Annotated in this window: 11 protein-coding genes; 5 read left to right on the top strand and 6 right to left on the bottom strand. The window is 49.7% G+C overall.

Going from position 1 to position 24,377, the window contains the following annotated elements:
• Nucleotides 1–16: 16 nt before the first annotated feature.
• Nucleotides 17–676, bottom strand: coding sequence for an RNA polymerase sigma factor (locus tag AC6I7T_RS04275; protein ID WP_497792071.1), 660 nt, complete (start codon nt 674–676; stop codon nt 17–19).
• 400 nt (nt 677–1,076) lie between these two features.
• The gene (locus AC6I7T_RS04280; protein WP_497792072.1) at nt 1,077–2,321 is read right to left on the bottom strand and encodes an exo-beta-N-acetylmuramidase NamZ family protein; all 1,245 of its coding nucleotides are present in this window, start codon (nt 2,319–2,321) and stop codon (nt 1,077–1,079) included.
• Nucleotides 2,322–2,903: 582 nt separating this feature from the next.
• On the opposite strand from AC6I7T_RS04280, the gene AC6I7T_RS04285 reads away from it, so the two are divergent.
• Nucleotides 2,904–3,638 (top strand): GntR family transcriptional regulator, encoded by a 735-nt coding sequence (locus AC6I7T_RS04285; protein WP_497792074.1) that lies wholly within the window; start codon nt 2,904–2,906, stop codon nt 3,636–3,638.
• A gap of 17 nt (nt 3,639–3,655) precedes the next feature.
• Nucleotides 3,656–5,173: a sodium:solute symporter gene (locus tag AC6I7T_RS04290; RefSeq protein ID WP_497792075.1), complete on the top strand. Its 1,518-nt coding sequence runs from the start codon at nt 3,656–3,658 to the stop codon at nt 5,171–5,173.
• Nucleotides 5,174–5,716: 543 nt separating this feature from the next.
• On the opposite strand, the gene AC6I7T_RS04295 is transcribed toward AC6I7T_RS04290, so the two are convergent.
• Nucleotides 5,717–9,118: a TonB-dependent receptor gene (locus AC6I7T_RS04295; protein ID WP_497792076.1), complete on the bottom strand. Its 3,402-nt coding sequence runs from the start codon at nt 9,116–9,118 to the stop codon at nt 5,717–5,719.
• A gap of 574 nt (nt 9,119–9,692) precedes the next feature.
• Here AC6I7T_RS04295 and AC6I7T_RS04300 point away from each other — a divergent pair.
• On the top strand, nt 9,693–10,868 hold the full coding sequence (locus tag AC6I7T_RS04300) for an exo-beta-N-acetylmuramidase NamZ family protein (RefSeq protein WP_497792077.1): 1,176 nt from the start codon (nt 9,693–9,695) through the stop codon (nt 10,866–10,868).
• A 63-nt stretch (nt 10,869–10,931) separates the two neighbouring features.
• Here AC6I7T_RS04300 and AC6I7T_RS04305 read toward each other — a convergent pair whose 3' ends face one another.
• The gene (locus tag AC6I7T_RS04305; RefSeq protein WP_497792078.1) at nt 10,932–13,940 is read right to left on the bottom strand and encodes a diguanylate cyclase; all 3,009 of its coding nucleotides are present in this window, start codon (nt 13,938–13,940) and stop codon (nt 10,932–10,934) included.
• 514 nt (nt 13,941–14,454) lie between these two features.
• Entirely contained in the window at nt 14,455–15,249 is a 795-nt protein-coding gene (locus tag AC6I7T_RS04310) for a PhzF family phenazine biosynthesis protein (RefSeq protein ID WP_497792079.1), read from the bottom strand.
• A 439-nt stretch (nt 15,250–15,688) separates the two neighbouring features.
• Between AC6I7T_RS04310 and AC6I7T_RS04315 the strand changes: the two genes are divergently transcribed.
• Both AC6I7T_RS04315 and AC6I7T_RS04320 read left to right on the top strand, forming a co-directional pair.
• Nucleotides 15,689–18,673, top strand: coding sequence for a BamA/OMP85 family outer membrane protein (locus tag AC6I7T_RS04315; protein WP_497792080.1), 2,985 nt, complete (start codon nt 15,689–15,691; stop codon nt 18,671–18,673).
• A gap of 115 nt (nt 18,674–18,788) precedes the next feature.
• Entirely contained in the window at nt 18,789–22,841 is a 4,053-nt protein-coding gene (locus tag AC6I7T_RS04320; RefSeq protein WP_497792081.1) for a translocation/assembly module TamB domain-containing protein, read from the top strand.
• 73 nt (nt 22,842–22,914) lie between these two features.
• Here AC6I7T_RS04320 and AC6I7T_RS04325 read toward each other — a convergent pair whose 3' ends face one another.
• A complete protein-coding gene (locus tag AC6I7T_RS04325; RefSeq protein ID WP_497792082.1) occupies nt 22,915–24,279 on the bottom strand; it encodes a glycoside hydrolase family 28 protein in 1,365 nt (454 codons plus the stop codon).
• Between the last annotated feature and the right edge of the window lie 98 nt (nt 24,280–24,377).

Raw genomic sequence — 24,377 nt, forward strand, 5'->3', positions numbered from 1 at the left:
CTCTCCCCTCTCTGGCCTAGCTCGCCGATGCATTTACGGCGCCTGAAGCCGATTGGCGCAACCTCGTGACCAGTAATGTCTTGGCGCGATTCATTCTCGAGGCAACGGTACCTTCCGAACAGCCCAGGAGGAGAGCCGCCTGCTGATAGCTGCGCTCCTGGAGACTGCATAGGACGATCACAGCTCGATAGTGCTCAGGCAATTCAAGGATTGCCTCATATAAGCCCTTCATTTCCGAACGGACGGCTAAGAGCTTCGGGACATCCCAGGCACGATCCCGGCAGAGGTTATCAAACAGCAAGTTCCATTCCGGAGTCTCCAAAACGCTTTCAAGCGAGAGCAAGCGATTTGTCCGACGTCTCTCCTGCCTCGCCAGATTCCGGGCAATCCCTAAAAGATATCCTTCAAGGGCGCCTCGCTCCGGATTGAATTGGCTGATTGCCCCAGTACATATCGAGTCCAAAATTGCGACAAAAACCTCCTGGGTAAGCTCCTCAGCTAAAGTAAGCGAGCCTGTCATGTGCACCAGGAACCGATAAATCGAGCGCCCATGATGATCGTAAAGGTGTAGAAAGGCCTTTTCCTCACGATGCTTAAGTCCCTCGAGAAGCCGGGCATCAGAATCATAGGTCTCTACCGAATTTTCTAGATGCTTACCGCTACGCCACCACAGCAAGGAATGCTCTCCGTCTTGTATTGCTTGTTCGACGGAGAAACTTCCCGATCGCGCAATTTTTTTTGTTAACGGAACGAAAAGATGGAGAAGTACTGACAGGCCGAAAGGATATGCAATTTGGCCTAGGCAAGAAATTGAAGGTTTACGAAGGGTTACCGAAAGCTCGAATCTGTCGAACGTATACGAATATTGCACCATCCAGAGCGAACTAGATGCCCAGGTATCGGTCGGTTACCGATATAGAAGCATCTGCTGCCCCTACCTGAGTTCGCTGTGTTTTCACCTTGCGGCGAAAGCCGGGACCCCAGAACACGCGGTTTCGTATCCTGGGGGAAATGCTCCCGGTTTCATCTCTACTGAAAACTATCGACGTAGCGAATTTTTAGCTTGGCTCAAAATCCTATTGATAGAGCAGATACTTTGTCCGCTGATTCGCAAACTCGGTAAGGCTCTTTTGCCATCCTGTCATGATGATCCGGGGATCGGCTGATGCTTTGATCTGGTTTAACACGTTTTCATTGAGCAACAGCTTGTCCACCTTGGCGACCTGAAAATCATTTGGATACAACTTCCAAAGTGCAACGGCCACTTCAACCCCTAGCTCAGGGCCATCAATTACATGACGATCATTCACTACAATCTCAATACCTTCGCATCTCTTGCCGTAATGGGGATACTGCGGATCTCCCCCTGGAGTAAAGAAGACGGGAATAAAGCTTACTCCAGGAATTTTTCTATTCGTCAAATAGGCGGCCAACTCTGTCGAACGAATCCAGGGAGCACCTAATCGGACAAAGGGGGTGTCCGTACCGCGGCCAACACTGACGTTGCTACCCTCCAGCAAACCCGTTCCAGGATACAGAATTGCTTGAGTCAGGCTCCGAAGGTTAGGCGAGGGATTCACCCACAATAACCCGGTCTCATCGAACCACATCGATCGCCGCCACCCCTCCATCTTTATGACTGTAAGCTGTGCTCCTAGATGTTTCTCGCCATTGATGAAACTTGCTAACTCTCCAATTGTCATGCCATGACGCACCGGTTCGGCGTAATAGCTGATATAGTTTTCCCTGCCTGCAGTTGTCAGTGGCCCCTGAACAGCCAGTCCTGCAATGGGATTGGGACGGTCAAAAATCAATAACTCTTTGTGATTGGCCGCCGCGGCTTCCACAAAATATCCAACAACTGTTTCGTAGGTGTAATACCGAACGCCCACATCCTGAAGATCGATGGCAACAGCATCAACGCTTTCAAGCTTCTTGCTGCTCGGCCTGCGTTCAGAATCGGTAGAGCCATAGAGACTGATAATCGGTAATCCCGTTGCAGAATCGGAGCTATTCCCGATGTTCTCTGTATCCAGCGCACCATTGAGGCCATGCTCCGGGCTAAATAGTGTAACCAACTTCAGACCTGGAACCGCTTGCTGTGCGTCCTTATAGAGAACGTCTACCGTGCGTCGCTGATGAAAATCGAGCCCCGTATGATTTGTCATCAAACCGAGTCTGAGATGACCTCCGTGCCGTTCCACCATCTGCTTGAGTTCGGCAAAATGATGCTGCTCCAGAACATCTATTCCAGAAGAAACCTGAGCCCCCAAGGGCAAAGAGAATAACGCAGCAGACAGAATTATTGAGAGAAATCTCATTTCAACCCCTTTCCTAAACTGCGAAACACAACTTTTGCAACTCTCTTCTGGAAACTCCTGTAGCCCAGCAGATCCTCACGCGGAGTTTCCAGAGGTAAAGCAACACAAACCGAGACCGAAGAATGCGTATTTGCTATATGAAGAGTGCCTACATGTCTTATCCTTAAGAGGATGAGACCATAGAGATAGCCGTCGAATTCAGATATCGGTCTCGTTACCGGGAGAAGCAGGTAGAGAAGCGACACAAATTCGAAGTAAACAGCAAAAACGAAGAGCGAAGCCATTCCGAGCTTCTTATGACAGCCTCGCGCTCTCCGCAACAAAAAACGCACTCAATGCGTTTAGCGCTATATAGCACCACAAAAAGACCAGGGTCAAGCAAAAAGCACTATTTTCAGAAGTTCTCCTCTTTTATCCCCTCAAGAAGCCGATATTTCCAGAAAGAACGACTTTCTGTCGAAAATGCTTGCGTTTCCATGCGCTATATAGCACCATACGTAAGCACAAAGACGGACAGGATTCCGAAGAAGATAAATAAATCGGCGCAAACCGGGTTTCAGTACGATTGATTAGGAATGTCACATGGCGCAACCCCGTCAGGATAGTGAAAAGAAACCTGCCTATAAAAAGATCCAGGAGCTGATCGTCGAACGTATTCGAGCCGGAAAGCTGAAATGCGGCGATCCGGTCGAGTCGGAAAGAGTACTGGCCAAGCTCCACGGCGTAAGTCTCATGACAGCTCGCCAAGCTCTTTCAGCGTTAGAACGCGAAGGTGTCGTTGAAAGGCGTAGCGGAATAGGGACCTTCGTTGCTCCCCCCAAGGTTCACTTTAACAAGCTCAACAGCTTTAGTGAGCAAATGGCCGAGCGGGGCCTCTCCGTAAAGTCGCGGGTACTTTCCATTGTGACAATTGACGGGGATAAAGAGATTGCCGCCCGCCTGCGCCTTCCAGCGGCAGCACCTCTCCTAAAGATTGATCGTTTGCGTATTGGAGCCGATGAGCCCTTCACAATCCAAACGACATATCTTCCGGCCGAAGAGTTTGCAGGCTTGAAGAAGAAGAAAAAAGAACTGGAACGCGGCTCTCTCTTTCGCATTCTGGAACAGGATTTTGATGTACAGATCGCATATGCAGATGGCGAGGTGGATGCCACCGCCGCCGATGAACAGACAGCACAGCTCTTGGGCGTCGAGGTCGGGCAACCGGTTTTGAGAATCCGTCAGATCTCGTATTCAGTCCAGGGTCGACCTATTGCTTATGGTTTCGGTTTATACCGGGCCGAGCGTCACGTATTACATCTTCGCAGGTTCCGCTAGAGGGAGGAGTTACCGGGATGGGGTTGAACGCAGTTGATTTCGTGATTATCGCAATATATCTAGTCGGCATCACGTTATTCGGTCTGCATTTTCGCCAGAAAGAGCGCTCTCTCAAGGACTACTTCCTGGCCGACAAGACCATCCCCTGGTGGGCAATCTCTCTATCGATTCTCGCAGCAGAAACCAGTACACTCACGATCATCAGCATCCCCGGTGTGGCCTATGACAAAGACTTTGGATTTCTACAGCTTGTCTTTGGATATCTGATAGGCCGTGTCGTCATTAGCTTTATTCTCCTCCCCCATTACTTCCGCGGCGATCTGTTTACCGCGTATCAGCTGATTGAACGCCGCTTCGGCCCCAGACTGCGCTCCTTGACTGCCGGGCTGTTTCTCGTTACACGCGCGGCAGCCGAGGGCGTTCGTATATTTGCTGTTGCTATTGTCGTAGGGATAGCACTCTCAGGCATGCTTTCTGGCCTAAGCGATTTTGCACGCGACCTCACGGCTATTGCAATTGTCGTATTCCTGACTCTCATCTACACCTTCGAGGGAGGAATGGCCGCGGTGATCTGGACCGATGTGGTGCAGACCTTTATCTACATCGCCGGAACACTCGTTGGCTTCTTCACTATCCTGCACCTGGTTCCCGGAGGGTGGCCGACCGTACACTCAATCGCCAGCAATGCAGGCAAGTTCCACCTCTTTGACTTTTCCTGGAACTTTTATAAAACCTATACCTTCTGGTCCGGACTGATTGGCGGCACCTTCCTGACAACAGCCAGTCACGGCACAGATCAGCTGATTGTGCAGCGTCTGTTGGCAGCGAAAAATCTGCGCCAATCGAAACTAGCGCTGCTTTGCAGCGGAGTGGCAGTCCTTTTCCAGTTTGCATTGTTTCTGATGGCGGGGGCCATGATCTTCGCCTTCTACAAACTATTCCCTCCTACTACACCTTTTGTTCGCACCGATACCATCTTTCCCACCTTCGTGGTCACGTGTATGCCGCACGGAGTAAGCGGTATCCTAATTGCGGCGATTCTTGCCGCAGCTATGTCAAACCTGAGTGCTGCGCTTAACTCCCTATCCTCGACATCGATTCTGGACTTTTATGCCAAAATGCGCCCCAACTCGACTGAGCGGCACAAAGTCTTCCTATCACGGATCGCAACGCTCGTGTGGGGTCTCGTGTTGTTCGCCTTGGCCATTCTGTCGCGCAGAGGAGGAAAGGTGGTTGAGATGGGACTCTCGATCAGTTCTGTCGCTTATGGAGCACTGCTCGGCGCATTCCTTCTCGGAGTATTAACGAAACGCGCTACCGAACGGGGAGCAATGCTTGGAATGCTTTGCGGATTCACGGGAAACGTCATTATCTGGCAATGGACAAAAATACCTTTCACCTGGTATGTCGTTCTTGGATCTATACTCACGTTCGTTGTTGGGTATCTCAGCAGCTTTTTGCTTCCTGATAGCAAGAACGCCGTAGCGGGAAAAGATATAGATGCACCGTTGTCCGCTGCTGTTTCCGACAAATAACCCGAGCAAAGATAGCCCGCAGTAGAAAAGAATTCGGATGCCCCCTCTTCGCCGCAAAGAGAGACTGAGCAAGCAAAGGGGGGGGACAAGAAGATGCTTTCCCATCCGTAGTTGTGCTATTGCATTAAAGTGCAGGCTGTGGTACCGGCATCGAAACTTCCGTATATCACCCCATGCATTTCAAGAGAGAATCTTAACTCTAACTCGCTTCCCTCCTGAAGGTCGGGTTCCCCTTCTCTCTGTAAAGTCAATCCCTTCGGCTGCAGATACTGCAATATCTCCGACAATTTCAAGCTTTCGATATTTCATCATTTTTGGCATGCCCATATGGATCTTATTTCGGCATCCCTGCTATATCCCTTACATCTATCATCTCTTCGCTCGAAAATTCATCAAGAATCCTGCCAGCGAGTTTCTTATGACCTCTACATATGAAATCTCCAGAGCCCCCGCTTTCGCATCCACCGAATCATCGTAAGCCCCTTAAAAAAAGTGGGCATGCCGAAGCATGCCCAGATGGATAGCTACCGCAACATCATCTCGTTAGAACTGATACTGCACAGCTCCTTGAAGGAACCGGGCACCACCAAAACCATCGGTAAAGTACCCGCGATTATCGCGTTGTGCACTGATACGCCCGAAATCAGCGGATGTAGCTGAGCGATTTGGGAGATCGAATTGAGGATGATTCAACAGGTTATAGATGTCCAAGCGCATGCTCATCGCATGGCCCTCATGAACCCGTACCTTTTTTACGATGGACCAGTCAAAGCTGCTGCGACCTGCCGAGCGGAAAGCATTACGGTACTGATTGCCACGGTTGGTAATGCCAGGCTTAAATGCAGCAACCATATTAGGATCTGAAAGGGTTAGGCTATTGTTTGGGAAAAGTGCGGCACTATTTACCTGAAACATCGAATAAGTGTAATTTGTCCCTGGCTTATAGTGACCATTATCAATAGCCTTGCCGTAAATAGATGGATCGACAACATTCGCCAAGTCATTGTTCACACCATCTGCGTTTAGATCATAACCGGCAGTAATCGAAAAAGGACTGCCCGTCCCCCACAGAGTTGTACCAGATAACGACCATCCACCAAGGAGTCGGCCTACAACTCCTTGCTGACGAGCAAAAAATGGTAACTCATATCCGTAGTAAATGGTGAAACGATGACGGGCATCAAACAACGAGTACCCTCTCATAACACGTGCATTATCGCCCTGAACATAGGGTACGTTGGTATCGTTACCTGTAGTAGTTAATTCCGATCCGGTATCCAGCGCCTTAGAGAGAGTATAGGATGCCTGGAAATTAACTCCATGTGTGGGCTTCTTTGTCAACATGACCTGAGCTGAATGGAAGTACGACCAGGAAGCATTTCGTATCTCATTAACAGCACCATATTTGGCAATCGGACGCCTGTAGTTTGTATATGGTTGATTAATCGATATGCACTGATGTCCATTCTTGACAATAGGTGAACTGCTAGCAAGGTTGGGGTCTACACAATCAAACGTCACACCTTGCCACTTTGCAGCCGTACCGTTTGCCTTATCTGCAGTAGACCATTCGGCATATGGAGGAGCAGTAAATGGGAACTGAGCACGATTGGTAATATCATAGAAGGGCAAACCAATGCCACGATTTCCAACATAGGCAACGCTTAAGCCCATATTAGAAGGCAGTTGCCGTTCTATCGTCAGGTTCCACTGTTCACTATAAGGAAGAGTCAGATTGGGATCGACCTTAACCACGCTCACACGAGCAGGGGCTTCTCCTGGCGTAAATACATATCCGCCGGTTGGATCAGCGATGCTCGTTGAATCAGCCATGGTAAACCCGATATAGCCTGCATTGGGCGGGTTGAAACGAATGCTGGCGCCTCCCTGAGAGAAAGCAGACTGGAACCAACGTCCAGCGAAGAGACCGAAACCGCCACGCACAACCGAATGGCCAGGACCTCCAGACAATTTAGAAAGAAAGCCTTTATCCCATTGAGGACTGTAAGCAAATCCGATCCTTGGATTAAAGTCGTTGGTATCGCCATAACCATAATCGATTAGGTGATTGACTTCGCGTGGAGAGCGAACATACTCGTCACGCAAACCAACATTGAGGGTCATACTCGGAGACAGCTTGTAATCAGCCTGGAAATAGAAGTTATATTCCTTGATACGATTGCCGAGGCGAGCCGGGCCATATCCTTTCGAAAATGAGCCGCCTGTCATGATTCCACGTAGAAAGTTATAGTAACCATCGTGGTATTCAAAATTGTCTCCGGCAGCCGTTTGCACCCAACCAGTGCTTCCCATCGACCAGTATCCACGAGTGTAGTTGTCGGAGAAATCATTCAGTTGTGAGGGCCGAATATCCGTACCCATCCGCAGTGTTAGTTTATTGGTGATTCCATAGCGGTGGTTATAAACAAATTGCCAATCCGTTTGATAACGAAGAATCGGATAATTTCCGGCATTCCCTATGATGGACCCATACGAGCCGCCAAAGCGGAATATCGGGGTACTATTTCCAGCAAGAATGTTCGCCTGTGTTTCTCGGCGGCCGATTGCTAAACGCGCTTCACCCACCTGAACATCACTATAGATATGGGTGAGCGTTATTCCCAAATTCTGCTGTATATTGTTGTAGCCGACAGCTTGACCTTTAATCCAGTCACTTCCCGGATTTGTTTCCTGTTTACTCCATTGATAACGTGAGGTGAGAGTATTCTTCGTACTCGCGTTCCAATCGATTCGAGCACTCACATCTTCACTGGGATAGCTGTATTTGATCGGCATCGTGTATACACGACAGGGCGCCGTTTTTGAATATGTCTTCTTGTCGATTGGCCCAACAATGCTGGTGGCAGTCGGGCACAGATTTGGAGTGTTGGGCGTTACCCCGGGAAACCGACTAATAATGCTTTTGATGAAATCCTGATCTGCTGCATTCGTAACAGTACTATTTGGCGTACGTTCACTTGGCAACAGTACAGAGTAGGTACTGGAGCGGGCGCCACCATTACGGACACCTTCATAGCTGCCGAAGAAGAACAGCTTATCCGTTTTGATTGGACCACCAACTGTACCGCCAAAATCGTGTCTTCTCCAGCTAGAGAGCTTAGTGCCTGCATGATTGCCATAGTAGCTATTGGCGAATCCCCAGGGGCTGTTGATCTCGTAACCAAAAATACTACCGTGATACTTATTGGTTCCTTGTTTCGTCTGGACCAGCATTACCGCGCCATAACCACGACCGAATTCGGCCGAAAAGTTATTGGTCAAGACTTGAACTTCTGCAATTGTGTTGATGTTTACGTTCTGACGATTCTGGTTTTCCGAATAGTCGTCGTTGTTTACGCCGTCAATCTGGAAGGTCGTTCCACGGGTGCCAACACCATTGAAGTTCGCAGAACTACCGGATGAAAGGGTGGGGTTATTCTGACCGGAAACCGCGTTGTCCTGGTATCCAGGTACGGTCTCGGCGAGGGTCAGGATGTTACGGGTAGGAAGTGGCCGCTCTTCAATCGCGAGCGTACCCAGTGTAGTTTTTATTTCCCCACTGGTGGTATCCACCTGGGGAGTTTCCGCAGTTACGGAAATCACCTCTGCAACAGTCGCAGGTTCGAGCTTCATGTCGATAACGGTGGTGTTGTTCAAGGTAACAACAACCCCCGTTTGCTTCATGACTTTGAATCCCTGTTGAGAAGAAGTGAGTTCATACGTACCGATGGGGATAAATGGTAGCGTGTAGTATCCCTCGGCATTCGTCTTTGTTTCGCGTACAAGGCCGGTGTCCAAGTTCCGGGCCGAAATTACCGCATTCGTGATAACCGCACCACTTGAATCGGTAACGCGCCCCCCTAAAGTACCAGTCACTGTTTGCGCGAGACTCAAAACGCTACCAAGCAGAAGAACTACGACTACCGCAGTTCGACAGAGTTTCATCCGCTGTACCCTCCCAATCAGACCATCAAAGTGAACCCCCGCAAAACTGGATTCGGCTCCCGAAGTACATCGTGATAAGACCTCTTGAACTGCATCACTTCTGAAGCCCACCACCTGGAATTGCGGTTTGAACATCAGCTTTGATCGCCTTTCGTCAGTTCCGATTGCCGGTCTATAGAGCCTAATGCTGTTACTTTTATCTACAAGCAATCGTTAGCGCTATATAGCACTTAAAAAATGTGAAGGTCAAGTTAAAAAATCAGATCACGATTTCCTGTGATAAATTGGCTGCAAAATAATGGATATTTTCAATCAAAAAATATTGGTATTCATATCCGCTCTATAGCGGATATGCAAATTTCGCTCAAAATTGGCCATCGGGAAATGGTCACAAAAATGCACACGCGAAACCAAGATCCTCTCAGATTTTTTTCTTAAGATACGACGGCAAAAGACGATTGGTTCCGTAGGCTGGTACAAAGCAGAGTACAAATTAGATCGAAAAACAGTACATGTATATACAACTTCTGCAAGTAGATGAATTAGTATTCATGCCAGAAGGAGATAGGGGCTAGTGCAAGGGATAAAGCTCGGCGTTGACTGCTTTCTCAGGTCCGGAGGAACTTACAGGGACAGACGTCTCGCACTTGTCACCAATCATGCTTCGCTAACCTCGGGTTATGATCCGACCAGAGTGGCATTGCTCAGAACCGGCTACAAACTGATTCGATTGTTCTCACCGGAACACGGGGTACTCTCCAATGGTGCCGATGGCTGTGAAATGAAAGATCAGCTTGATCCACTGACAAACCTACCCGTGATCAGCCTCTACGGAGCGAGGCTCAAACCAGATCCTCATCAGCTTGCAGATATCGAAGCCCTTCTTTTTGACCTTCCGGATATCGGATGTCGCTTCTACACCTACCTATGGACACTCACATATGTCATGGAGGCATGTCAGGAATCAGGCAAGGAGCTGCTAGTTCTTGATCGCCCTAACCCCATTTCCGGAGACCTAGACTTGGCTGAGGGGCCCCTTTTGGACGAGACACGATGCTCTTCCTTTATCGGAAGATGGAGCATCCCTCTCCGGCACTCCTGCACCATCGGAGAATTGGCAACATTCTGGCAACAAACCCGATTCCCTGATCTTCAACTGAAAGTCATTCCCGTCGAAGGCTGGCAACGATCTGTTTACCATTCAGACTGGGCAGCCTCTTTTGTTCCTACATCACCGGCCATGGTCGATGCAGAAGCAGCGCTGCTCTATCCTGGACTCGGACTGATGGAAGCAACAAACCTCAGCGAAGGACGAAGTACAGCGACTCCGTTTCGCATCGCTGGAGCTCCATGGATAGATGCACTGAATCTAACAAAGGCCTGTAACGACCTCGACATCCCGGGTGTCCGATTCCGGGCAGTAGACTTTACGCCTGCAAGCGGCCCATACCGGCAACAGCAATGTCATGGCATTATGGCCCACGTTACTGACCGGGAGAAATTTCATCCTGTATATAGCGCACTACTTACGATTCGTCGCGTAAAAGATCTATATCCTAAATACTTCCGATGGTCGCGATATATCACACATGTGAATCCCTCTGGAGAGGGGCACCTGGACAAACTATTAGGTATCCCGAAGGCAGAAGAGCTCTTTCAGCTTTCCCTTGAAGAATTACGCAATAACCTTCCGCAGTTGTTGGATTGTTCCGATTGGATTAAGTCAATTCGTCCATATCTTCTCTACTGAAAACGGGTCTGGAAGATCCTATTAGCTACCCGTATTCCATACTATTCAGGCTTGAGAAACCGGCTATAGCTCCACAGGGGAGACATGTTCTGAAACTCGTGCGGTAACGACCCGATTCCTGCCTTCGTTCTTGGCCTGATAAAGAGCCTCATCTGCACGCTGCAAGGTCCGATTAATCTCCTCGCTACCGTCATTCTCAGCTGCTCCAATGCTAACCGTCACGTGAAGCTGTCGATTCTGAAATGGGATTGAGTGATCGGCAACTGTTTTGCAGAGTCTCTCCGCCAAGACGGTTCCATCTTGCAGACGTGTTTCAGTCAACAGCACAACAAACTCTTCACCGCCATAACGTGCAACAAAATCGGTAGCTCTCGAGTGATCCTTCAATAGCTGCGCAAGCGAGCACAGAACAATATCGCCAGCTGCGTGTCCATAAGTATCGTTGATACTCTTGAAGCGGTCCACATCGATCAGTAGAACGGTAAATCGCGAGGAGAAGCGTCTGATCCTTGTTATTTCCTCCTCGGCTCGCTCCATAAAGCATCGGCGATTCAGAATTCCGGTCAATGCATCCTGGGTAGCCAGAATGGAGAGCTGCTCATTTGCCCGAAGCAGTTCTCCCGTGCGGAGAGCGACCTCTTCTTCCAGCTTCGCTTCCCTCTTGCGTAGGACTGCAGTCCGTACTCGCACAATCATCAGAACAGATACGACGCCAGCCAAAGCGATAAACGAGAAGAACCAATATGTCTCATACCAGGCTTCCGGAACTGTGAGGGGAAGGCTCATTTTGACCGGCAACATATTCCCGCTCCGGCTCTGAGCTTCGACGTACAAAACGTATCTCCCTGGACGTAAATTGGTATAGGTGGCCGAATGCTTTTCAACACCGAGCGTGGACCAGTCTTTATCGAAGCCTTCCAGACGATATCGATAGCGGGTCAATTCAGAGGCGCCATAATCGAGCAGGGAGAATCCAGCTTCGAAGGCTCTCTTCCCTGGATACAGAGTCAATCCTCCACGTAAGGATCGGTATGCGTTCGCAACAGGCGATAGCGAGCTACCGGGAACAGCTATTTCCGTCAGCACCAAAGGAGCCGAGGGGGCATTTTTCTTCAGCAACTCAGGACGAACAATCATCAATCCTTCATCCCCCGGAAAGAGAATCGTTCCGTCCCGCAAGGTTGCCGAACTAAAAAGATTCTGAGCTGTTGTCCGCACTCCATCGGCAGCAGTGAAGGTCTGAAAGCTAAGATTTTCGGGATTAATAACAGCTAGGCCGCTCGGAGTATTGCTCCAGATGCGTCCGTCAGCCCCCTTCATCGTAGTTAAGACGATGTCATCGGGAAATCCGCCTTGTCGACTCAAAGTTCGGAAGCTTGGCTTCCCATCCTTACGCCAGGACCACAACACTGTAAGCCCGTTTCCAATTGTCCCGATCCAAAGATGCCCTTTTGCGTCTTCCACAATCGGCTGGATATTATCGTTCGGAATTGATTCAGGATCCTTTTCGTCGTGAACCACATGCCCAAACTTACCGGTCGCCGGATTAAACCAATCGAGCCCGAGGCGAGTAGTGATCCAGAGACGGCCATCGGAAGCTTTGAGCAAATCGCGGACATAATTGTCAGCCAAGCTGGCGGGATCATTTACATCGTGAGCAAAAAGGCGTGCCTGGTGAGATACACGGTTGTAGCAAATCAAGCCGTTATAGGTGGCCGCCCATATATCGTCTCCATCTACAAGGAGCGCATTGATAACCTGCTTCTGCAAAAGAGCATTCGGTACAGGACGATACGTCAATCGCCTTGTATCAATCCGATATAGGCCCACGCCTCCGGCATAGACTTCATCTTTACCCGCTGCCTTAATTGCAAGAACCTCACGTTGCGATAGCTGTTCTTTCCCTAGCCCGGGAGAGGGTTCGATCTTACGAGTCTGACCATCTTTCTCTATGACGCCAAACTCTCCCTTGTCGAAACCAACCCAAATGCGATCGTCATAGGACGTGACACTTCTTACCTCGCTGCCAAAGAGCCCCGAGGCACGAAGAGGCGAGGTATGAATGCTAAGCAAACCCTCCGCCTTGGCATTGATACGAGAGAGTCCACGGTCTGTTCCAAGCCAAACCAGGCCCTGGTGGTCCATATAGATTCCGCGGATGAAGTTGTTGCTGAGCGGTGCAGCTGAGGTCAAATCGCGAAGATGCCGTGTACTCTCACCAGTGTTTGCGTCGAAGGTAACAAGACCATTTCCATAGGTAGCAATCCAGAACTTGCCAGGTTTAACCTCAACAATGCCTCTGACTGTGTGTTCTCCGATCAAAGAGTCGGGACCAGCCAAACCTGGAACACCCTCAACACGATGGGTCACAGGATTGAACAATCCCAGACCCGATGTATCCGTGCCAACCCAAATGCGATGTTCTCTATCTTCAAAAACGGTCCAAACCGGAGGGGCTTCTCCGATCTGATTTGCCCCATTGAGGCCCAGGACTGGTTGAAAGTTCTTTTGGTTTGCCTGACGAACCAGCAGACCTCTGTCCCCTCCCACCCAGAGACTCCCCTTACTATCGATGAATACGGAAAAGACGCTCCCCAAGTTAAAGTCGGCGGGATTTGCATGCCCAGCTGCTTTCCCGAATATCTGGTATTGCTGTTTTCGAGGGTCGTAGTGTACTAGGCCCAATGGAGAACCGAACCAGATTCCATCGCCGCCATCACTCGTCATACAGAAGACATGGCTGCGGCGCAAAGATGCCGGAAGCTTGGGCAAAGGATGAAAGCTGTCCGTCTCCGAATCATAAGAGATGACGCCAGCATTCCCTGTGGCAATCCATAGTCCACCATCGGTCTTCGGCATCAATAGCCGGATATTATTGTCAGGTAAGGAGTTCGGATCCTTGGGGTTATGCAGATAGGTCTGCAGCTGGTAACCATCAAAACGAGATAAGCCACCAAAAGTGCCGATCCAAAGGAAGCCCTCCCGATCCTGAGCAACTCCATAGACGGAATCATGGGGAAGCCCCTGCTTCACGCCCATGATGTCAAAGTTAAAATCAGCGAGCTTGGCCAACAAATCTCCAGGCTGCGTTGAAGAATGTAGCTTCGATGGATTTCCAGATCTCACGCTGTCTGGCAGAGGAGAGTAGCTACGCGAGAATCCCGCCGCGCAGGCCGACAGAAGAATTGCAGAAAAGGCGACTTTCCGTACTAACACAACTTCCTTGCTGAGAAAGAGAGCCAAGTTCGTGCTTGGACCTCGTAATGCCCAATAAATCGACGATCCGGGGGACTCTGTCCAAACAGGTTCAGGGCAGGCGTTCATAGCCGTGAACCTATCGGCAACCGGAGCAGGCAGGAGTATGACTGCTCCAGTCCCGCTCTGATCTTTGAATACCAGAATACCGTTGTAGAACGATAAATCTACGTCGCTTATGCCGAAATTTTAGGAATTGAGGTTAAGCCCATCTTGAAAGTAGCTGTGTGAACATAGAGCGCCAACTGAAGCAGAATTCAGCTTTGTACTCAGGGCCAGCCTCCAGAAAATGATCGCCTCCGGCGAAACCCGGCACTCCAGGCTGAAAGCGTCAGCAGATACAGATTTCTCCACGCATAGTTGTCACAGCCTGACCGCGAAGCAATACCCTGTCACCTACCTGCCGGATACGAAGCCATCCGCCCCGTCGCGATGCTTGGTAGGCCAGCAGTTCGCGATCTCCTAATTTCGCATTCCAATATGGAGCCAGACCGCAGTGAGACGAACCTGTCACTGGATCCTCATTGACATTCAGACGAGGAAAGAAACAGCGGGAAACAATATCTGCAGGGTCCTTCCCTTTTGCAGTAATAATAAGACCGCGAGACTGCAACTTTGCTATTTGCAGAAAATCAGGTTGCATGCCACGCACCTCATCTTCGGACGGCAGCTCTACCAAATAATCCAGACGATTCTTTCCTACAAACAGAGGTCGAACGCCTAGTATCCGCTCAAACTCTTCCGCGTCCTCTACGGGAACCACAGGTTCAGCCGGGAAATTGAGCTCTATCCATTCACCATCAAGTTCCGCAGTTAACAGGCCACTCAACGTATAGAACCTTGCTTTTGTATTTTTGGGTAGCCGGCCCAACGCCCAAAGATAATGCGCACTGGCCAAGGTTGCATGGCCACAAAGATCTACCTCCCCACCTGGGGTGAACCAACGCAGGCGGAATCCATCTTCTTCAGGCACCAGAAACGCGGTTTCAGCCTGATTCATTTCAATAGCAACCGACTGCATCCATTTTTCTTCTGGGAAGGATTCCATCAGACAAACTCCAGCAGGATTACCTGAAAATGGAGCAGCAGCAAAGGCATCAACAAGAACAATCGACTGAGCTGTCATAGGATCTATCCTAATGCAGCGTTGATGTAATTCTCGCCTCTGTAACAATATCCGCTTCGCACATTTATCCAGAGTTCCTGGGTTGTGCTCTAATGCTCTCGGGATGAAAGCTTCATTCCGGACATTACGTACCGGAGCCGGAGTTCCTGTTAAGCACTGTCAGCACTGAAAAATCTCCCGCAAAACCAGTTGCACTTCCCTGCCTCACCTGCAAGCGGAGATTTGGTTGCCTACGGTATACCCACCAGGGCAATTTAATTGCAGATCAACTAGAACACCTGGAACCACGCCAAAGACTTCGAAGGCATGATTTTTGACTATGACGCGCAAGCTTCAGCATCTTACGGCATCAAACTATCTTCAAAGGACAATGAAAGCATTGCGGTACGGGCCATTCATCCTCAGTTTATTCAGAACGAAGGCAATTCCCAGAGAGTCGATGAAAAATCGAGCAGCACTTGCGTTGTACCTCGTCTTTGTAGCAGTCGTCCCTAACCTGTATTCACAGAACCCTGCACCGAAGAGTGACCAGCCAGCAAAAACAGCACCACAGACACAGCAGGTGATGGCAACCTATGAGGGACAAAACGTCGTTTCAATCGAGCTTGCTGGAAGGCCCGATCTCCAGTCCTCGCAATACGCACCTCTCTTTGTTCAAAAACCAGGAACTCCCTTCTCCAAAGAGAAAGTGGATCAAACGGTAGAAGCGCTCAAGAACACAGGAAAGTTCAAAGAGATACAATTAGAGATACAACCCGATGCCAATGGCGTTCGGGTGCTGCTTGTTTTACAGCCAGCCGTTTATTTTGGAATCTTCGAGTTCCCCGGCGCTGGGCAGTATCCGTATTCTCGCCTGGTACAGGTTACAAACTACCCACCCGAGGCCCCTTTCAACGAAGGTGAGCTTCAGCGCGATTGCGATAGCCTGGCCAATTTTTTACGTCAGCAGGGCTATTTCCAAGTACAAGTCAGCCCTGAAGTAAAACTCGATACCGCACATGGCGTCGCAAATGTGCTGTTTCACGTAACGCTGAATAAACGTGCAAAATTCGGCCAAGTCCAGATCGCCGGCACAACATCGAAAGAGACGCAGGAGCTGTCCGATAGTCTCCACGGATTGATGGCGCGTGCTCGAGGCGCCGCTATTCGTCCGGGAAAAACTTATCGTCACAAGACAATTAATAATGCCAACAGGTACCTGCAACGGAAGCTTGAAAAAGAAGGTAAGCTTGCAGCCCAAGTAAAACCTTCCGGGGCCGAGTACAACGCCGACACCAACCGTGCTGACATCCATTTCGATGTACATACCGGTCCGACCATTCACGTCAAGGTAACAGGGGCTCATCTTTGGAGCTGGACTCGGAAGTCTCTCTTGCCTGTCTATCAGGGGGTTGGTGTAGATCCTGAGATTGTGCAGGAGGGGCGCGAAGCTTTGGTGTCTTATTTCCAGGCAAAAGGCTACTTCGATGTAAAGGTTGATTCACAATTTCAAAAACAAGGTTCAGTCGACACCATCCTCTATCAAATTGCTAAAGGAAAAAAACACAAGGTTACAGACGTAGGTGTCAGCGGAAACACGCATATCAAGAGCGATGATCTGATGTCACACGTAGCGGTACAAAAAGGTCACCTCTTCTCGCCGGGAAAGTTCAGTAACGAGTTTGTCAGAACAAGCACCAAAAACCTTACAGCTCTTTATGAAAGCGAAGGTTATAGCAGTGCGAAAGTAACTCCTTCGGTTACAAACAATGGCGGAAATATTCAAGTGACGTTCAAAGTCGATGAAGGGCCACGAGATATTGTCCACTCACTCAGGATCGAGGGTGCAAACACCTTCCCTCAAGCGCGATTTGCGCCTCAAGGGCTTAAGCTGATCGAAGGTCACGGATATTCTCAAAAGCTTGTTGAGAACGATCGAGCCAACATCATTGCTCGCTATCTGCAAGCCGGATACCTTACCGCAAGCTTCCGAGAAACGGCAAAGGCCGCTTCCAAAGAAGATCCGCACATGGTTGACGTGGTGTATCACATTTACGAAGGACCTCAGGTAAACACCAAGGACATAGTAACCCTGGGACGCGACACCACTCAGCAGAGGCTTATCAATGAGGACATCGCAACAATCCAGCCCCGGAAACCTCTTACAGAAACGGAGCTCTTGGCCTCAGAAAGCAGGCTGTACGATCACACAGGAGTCTTCGATTGGGCCGAAGTCGACCCCAAGAGACAGATCACAACTCAAAATAATGAAGACGTTCTCGTAAAGGTTCATGAGGGCAAAAAGAACCAGATCACCTATGGCTTCGGCTTCGAAATAATTAATCGTGGTGGCAGCATTCCAAGCGGTACGATAGCACTCCCCAACCTTCCACCAGTCGGTCTCCCCTCCAGCTTCAAAACCAGTCAGAAGACTTTCTATGGACCGAGAGGAACCTTCCAATACACACGAAATAATGTTCGGGGAAAAGGAGAGACCATCTCCTTCACGGGATTTGCCGGACGCCTTGACCAACGCGTTGCGGCCTACTATATCGATCCCACCTTCCGCTGGACCAAATGGTCATCCACAACAGCAGCCTCCTGGGAAAGCAATGAAGAGAATCCAATCTTCTCCTCGCGGATAGCGCTTGGCAGTTACCAATTGCAACGCTTCGTTAACCAATCGAAGACGAATATCTTCTTTCTTCGTTACAGCTATAGCAAAACAGATCTATCCCGAGTAGAAATCGAATCCCTGGTGCTTCCGGAAGATCGTCACGTCCGACTCTCTACAGTTGCCGCAAACTTCACACGAGACACTCGTGATAATGCCCTGGATGCTCATAAAGGAATACTGGAGAGTGCAGAACTTGATATCTCGTCCTCGAAGTTGGGAGGTAGCGCTGATTTTGCCAAGCTCAATTTACAAACGGCCTATTACAAGAAGATCTTCCATGACACGGTCTGGGCCAATAGTGTTCGCATTGGCCTGGCACAACCATTAGGTGGAGACAGGGTTCCGCTTAGCGAAAGGTTCTTTACCGGGGGAGGCAATACACTTAGAGGATTTCCCCTCGATGGAGCCGGGCCGCAAAGACGAGTGTCGATTTGCAATAATGGAGCGTCCTCAGGATGCTCGGCCTCGAATGCCACTACGATTAATGTCCCAAGCGGTGGCAATGAAATGTTGATCATCAATTCTGAATTTCGCATTCCATTGCCATTGAAAAAAGGACTCGGTCTAGTAGCCTTTTACGATGGCGGTAACGTATTCTCCCGAATCGGATTTCACGATTTTACTTCTCTTTACAGCAATAACGTGGGCATAGGACTCCGCTATGTCACGCCTGTCGGCCCAATCAGAATCGATCTTGGCCGCAACCTGAATCCGGTTACCGGAGTCAAAGCAACCCAGTACTTCCTGAGCATCGGTCAAGCATTCTAGGACACTCCGCTCCTACGGTTCCAGACCGAAGCCAGAAAAGACCTTATACGAAAAGCTGCTGATTATCGATGAACGGTACACAACAAAACGAGAACGATCTCTCAATGAGGATACCGTGAATAGCGCCGCACCACTTCCTGAGCCCAATAAACCTTCGAGAGTAACGATGTTCCCTAATCGTAACCGCCCCAAGCGCAATTTGCTCTGGTTACGAATTGCAGGATGGATCGCAGGGGGCCTGGCTACCTTTGTCCTCCTGATTATCATCGCGTTGGCAATTACGCTGAATAGCGCATGGTTTCATCGCTATGCACTAGATAAGGCTCAGAAGCAGGCAAGTGAACGCTTAGGAACTCAAGTTCAACTCCAAAACTTCGCCTTGCATCTATCGACTCTCAGCTTGGATATTTATGGTCTTACCATTCATGGGGCAACTCCCTACCCCGATCCTCCATTACTACAACTCCAGCATGCGACTGTAGGTGTCCGCATCATCTCCGTACTGAGCCGGAAGTGGTATCTCAGTAATGTTGAGATTGATCATCCAACCGTTAACATCTTCACGGACGCACAGGGCAACTCCAATATTCCAAAGATCAAGAGTAGCGGAGAAGGCGGCAAGAATACGACGCTCTTCGATCTGGGAATTCGCCATGCAGCCTTAACAAATGGAGAGATCAGCTACAACGACCAACGGACTCCATTGAATGCAGATCTCCACGATGTTGAACTTCGAGCATCCTACGACGTCCCCACAGAAAAGTATTCAGGAAGGCTCAGCTATTCAGACGGAAGGTTAACAGCTAACTTGTATCAGACAATCCAGCATGGTCTTGAAGCAAACTTCGAGGCCACGCCCTCAACCTTTCATCTTTCCCAAGCCAGACTTACAACAGGCCACTCCCAACTGACCATAGCTGCCGATTTAACAAACTATAACGATCCCACCCTGCAAGCCCAGTTCGACTCAACAGTGGATGGAGCCGATCTACGGAATATTCTTGGGAACAAATCCATTCCCACGGGATTGCTTCGGATCGTAGGTTCCGCACATTACCACGCAATCGCGAACCATCCGGCGCTGGATGGCGTCACCTTGAATGGAACACTAATAAGCAAAAAGCTGGACCTTCGGACTCCATCGTTACAAGCCCAGATTAGCGACATTTCGGCACAATATTCTCTACTCAACGGAGATGCATCCATTCAATCGCTCAAAGCAAAACTCCTGGGAGGAGAATTCACAGCCACAGCAAGGATGAATGCACTCGCAGGTGATTCACATTCGGAGGTCAACGCTTCTCTATCGGGAGTGTCGTTAGCTGCGGTTCGAGGGATGCTGTATAGAGCATCGCTTCCCCCAAATGTTTCTCTCTCGGGAGGACTCAATCTTCAGGTAAACGCAAAGTGGGGAAAAACACTGAAAGACATGATTGCCCGCACAGACGCTACCATAGGCGGTCAATTCTCAGGTCCGGCGAAGGACGGAGCGGGATTTACGACGATTCCACTCGATAGTGCAGTTCATGGTGAATACTCGGCTAAATCGCAGCAATTTGCGCTAAACCAGAGCTACCTGCGCATGCCGCAATCCAATCTCACGATGAACGGAGTAATGAGCAAGCACTCTAATCTCAGCCTGCATTTCCACACCAATGACCTCCATGAAATGGAGATCATTGCAAATCTCTTCCGTACGCAAGACTCGAACAAGCCCGGACAGCCGCTTAATCTTGCAGGTACAGCCTCTTTCAATGGAAATCTCAGCGGTTCGACGTCAGCCCCACATCTAGCAGGGCAACTTGTTGCGACGAATCTTCACGTACGCGGAACAGACTGGCGGACACTGCAAACAGACATCGAGCTTAGCCCTTCTTTGGCCAGTGTGCGGAATGGCCGCCTTCAACCCGCAGACCAAGGCAACATCAACTTTAGTGGAAGTGCAGGTCTTCAAAAGTGGACCCTCACGAATTCCACTCCTATCCAAGTCGATTTGAATGCCTCTCAATTGAATGTTGCAGATCTGGCAAAGATCGCGGGACTACAGGCTCCGATAGCCGGAACACTTTCCGCTAACGTCAAGATGCATGGCACCGAATTACACCCAATTGGACAAGGAAATCTCACCGTCACTCGAGCCAGCATCTACGAAGAGCCCATTCAAGCAATTCAGGTAAATTTCTCCGGGACTGGCGATGAGGTGCACGGAACTTTCTCAGCGTCTTTGCCCGCTGGAAGCTTGCAGAGCAACGTAAGTGTGCGCCCTCAGGAAAAAACCTATGTGGCGCAGGTAGCAGCAAACAACTTCCGAATCGAAAAACTCCAGTCAATAAAAGCAAAGAACTTGAATGTAAGTGGAGGATTGAATCTCCAGGCAACAGGTCAAGGTACATTTCAGAATCCGCAGCTCAGTGCCTCACTGCAGAGTTCCCAGCTCGAAGTGCAAAAGCAGACAATCGCAGGCCTCAATCTACAGTTGAATGTAGCCAACCATGTAGCATTGGCCAACCTGACGTCTCAAGCCGTAAACACATCCATTCGAGCAAATGCCAAGGTAAATCTCACAGGAGATTATCCAACAGAAGCTGTTCTCGATACACAGGCAATCCCCCTACAACCTTTAGCCGCCGTCTATATTCCGACAGAGGCCTCAAGCATTACAGGGCAGACAGAAATACATGCTACTCTGAATGGCCCCTTAAAGAACAAGAAGCTATTGGAAGCGCACATTCGCATTCCAGTGCTAAAGATGGCCTATGGCAGTGATGTGCAGTTGGCTTCCGTAAATCCCATACAAGCGGATTACAAAGACGGCGTCATCAACATACAACGTGGAACCATCCGCGGAACAGATACCGACCTTCAATTCCAGGGATCGATTCCCGCCGGCAGCAATGCTTCCATGTCGTTGCTGCTGCTCGGAACTGTGAATTTGCATCTTGCACAGCTGTTCAACCCCGACATAAGAAGCTCAGGGCAATTGCGCTTCAACATCAATTCTTATGGAGCCTCTGCAGATCCTAATATTGAAGGCCAGATTCAGATCGTAGACGCAAGCTTCGCAAACGGAGATCTACCGGTAGGACTGCAGCACGCCAACGGCGTCCTGACGTTGACAAAGGACCGGCTAAATATCAGCAAATTTCAAGGTATTGCTGGTGGAGGTGATGTTACAGCACACGGTGCTGTTATCTATCGCCCCAGCATGCAGTTCGACCTCGGCATGTCTGCTAAAGGGATACGCATGCTGTACCCGCAGGGTATGCGCGAAACCCTTAACGCAGATCTCAGGTTCACAGGAAATACCGAGAATGCTGTCCTGGGTGGAATGGTCAATCTTGCCGATGTTTCCTTTACACAGGCCTTCGATCTATCCAGCTTCATCAATCAGTTCACCGGAGGAGTAGCTTCCCCGCCTTCCCAGGGATTCGCGCAGAACGTCCAGCTCAATGTAGCAGTGAACTCCTCCAATAACATCAATCTTGTGAGTCGTACCCTGAGCATTAATGGCACGGCGAATTTGCAGGTTCGCGGAACTGCCGCTCAGCCAGTAATTTTAGGAAGAGTGAGCCTCAACAATGGGGATCTTATCTTCCACGGTGACCGATTCGTGCTCAATGGAGGAACCATTCAATTCGTTAATCCGGCACGAACACAACCTGTCGTTAATCTGGCGCTGAATACCAATATCCAGCAATACAATATCTATCTACGCTTCAATGGCCCGATTGACCAGCTGCGCACAAACTACTCGTCGGATCCATCCCTGCCCGCAGCAGATATCATCAATTTGCTAGCCTTCGGCCAAACCACCGAGGCAAGCAGCGCAAATCCATCTACACCGGCAAACCAGGCAGCACAATCGCTAGTAGCATCGCAGGTGAGCAGCCAGATTACCAGCCGCGTTTCCAAGATTGCAGGTATTTCACAACTATCGATCAATCCAATTCTTGCTAGCGGAACACAGCAAGGACCTCCGGGAGCGAACGTCACTATTCAGCAGCGTGTCACCGGCAATCTCTTTGTTACATTTTCTTCGAATATGGCTTCCACGCAAAACCAAATCATCTCAGGTCAGTACCAAGTGACACCGCGCGTCTCCGTTAGCGCAACGCGCGATCAAAATGGAGGTTTCGCCGTGGATACTCAGATCAAGAAAACCTGGTAGAAAGGAACGCAAACATTAAGGCCTCTACATTCAGAGTAGAGGCCCTAATGCAATGACACCACAGCCGCTGACTCTATCTTGGAAATGGAACAAACTTGTCCGCGCAGGAATCAAGAGTGCCTTTCCCCGCAGATCCCGTCAGTGTTGTATCTTCCCCATCGAGTTTCAGATTCATCGGTCCGGGCCCCTGGCGAAAATCCGAATGCTTAATACGATAGGAATATTTCGCGTCGTCGGTCAGCATAACTCCGTCAAGATTTACACCTATGCGATGATCCTTTGAAAAACCATCGAAAGAGATCTTGCCACCACCGGATACCCGCACATTATGCAGAGTAATGTCAACGAAGCTGGGATAGAGATTGCCTTCCAGACTGCCAGCTGCACTATAGGCAGTATCGAGCATGATGGGATTCGGCGAATTCCGGATGCAGACATCGTCGTAACGGACATCATGAACCAGTCCACCGCGAGAGGCATTTGACTTGATACGAATGCCATTGTCGGCGCCGTCAATCGAGAGATCAAAGATGCGAATCTTGCTTACGCCACCGTTGGTCTCACTGCCGATAGACATGCCATGTCCTCGATAGAAGTGGTTATGGCTCACAGTCATCTGCGTTACACCGCCCGGGCCACCTTTGATAGCAATGTCGTCGTCCCCAGTGCTGATGTAGGTATGCGTAATCGTGATGTTCTTCGCTCCTGCTCCCGGATCGATTGCATCCGTATTCCGTGCCAATTTCCCAGGAGTATCAATCTTTACTCCCCATACCGTAAAACCATCGCCTCCGTTATAGACCACATGGAAATTCTGCGAGTTCTTCAACGTAATCCGGTACAAGGTAAAGTTGTTTGCGTGATTCGCAACAATCAGCCTGCTGACCTTCTGTCCACCTCCAGATCGAGCCTGCTCAGCGAGGTCCCATGCACTGACGTCCTTTCCAAGAAGCTTTACTCCACCCCGGCCATCAATGACACCATCCCCCATAACCCCTGCTCCCGAAACATCGTCAACAGATATCAGAGGTTTGCATCCACGTCCTGGAGTGTTGCTTACAATCCCGCAGCTTCCGGGCGTTACTTCCAAAACCTTTGGATCAATCGATTCATAAAGCGTCACGCCCTTATCGACTACCAGGGTGACACCTTCTCTTAATATGAGAGGACCACTAAGAAACGCGTTCGAGCTTCCCTGCGTCTGGAGTGCCACAGCATGGCCTTTGCCACAATGGTCAATAGCCGCCTGAATTCGTTCTGTATCCAGTTTCGACTCATCTTCCGGAGCCAAGGTATTTCCCTGTGACTGAAGCCGGGCAGCCAACGATGTGCAGAACGGAGGTATTTTTGGTTCAGCAACTGTCCGGCTATCTTGAGCCATCAATTGGGACGAAAGAGAAAGTGCAAAACAAAGAGGTACGAGAAAAACCTTCCTCATGAAAAAGGCTCCTTAAGTCAGCAGGGGAAATTTCTAAATAAGGATATAAGGAAGCAAGACACTTCTCTCCAAGAATCGACTCCCGTACCGGATTGTGT

Source organism: Humiphilus diazotrophicus, assembly GCF_059726315.1.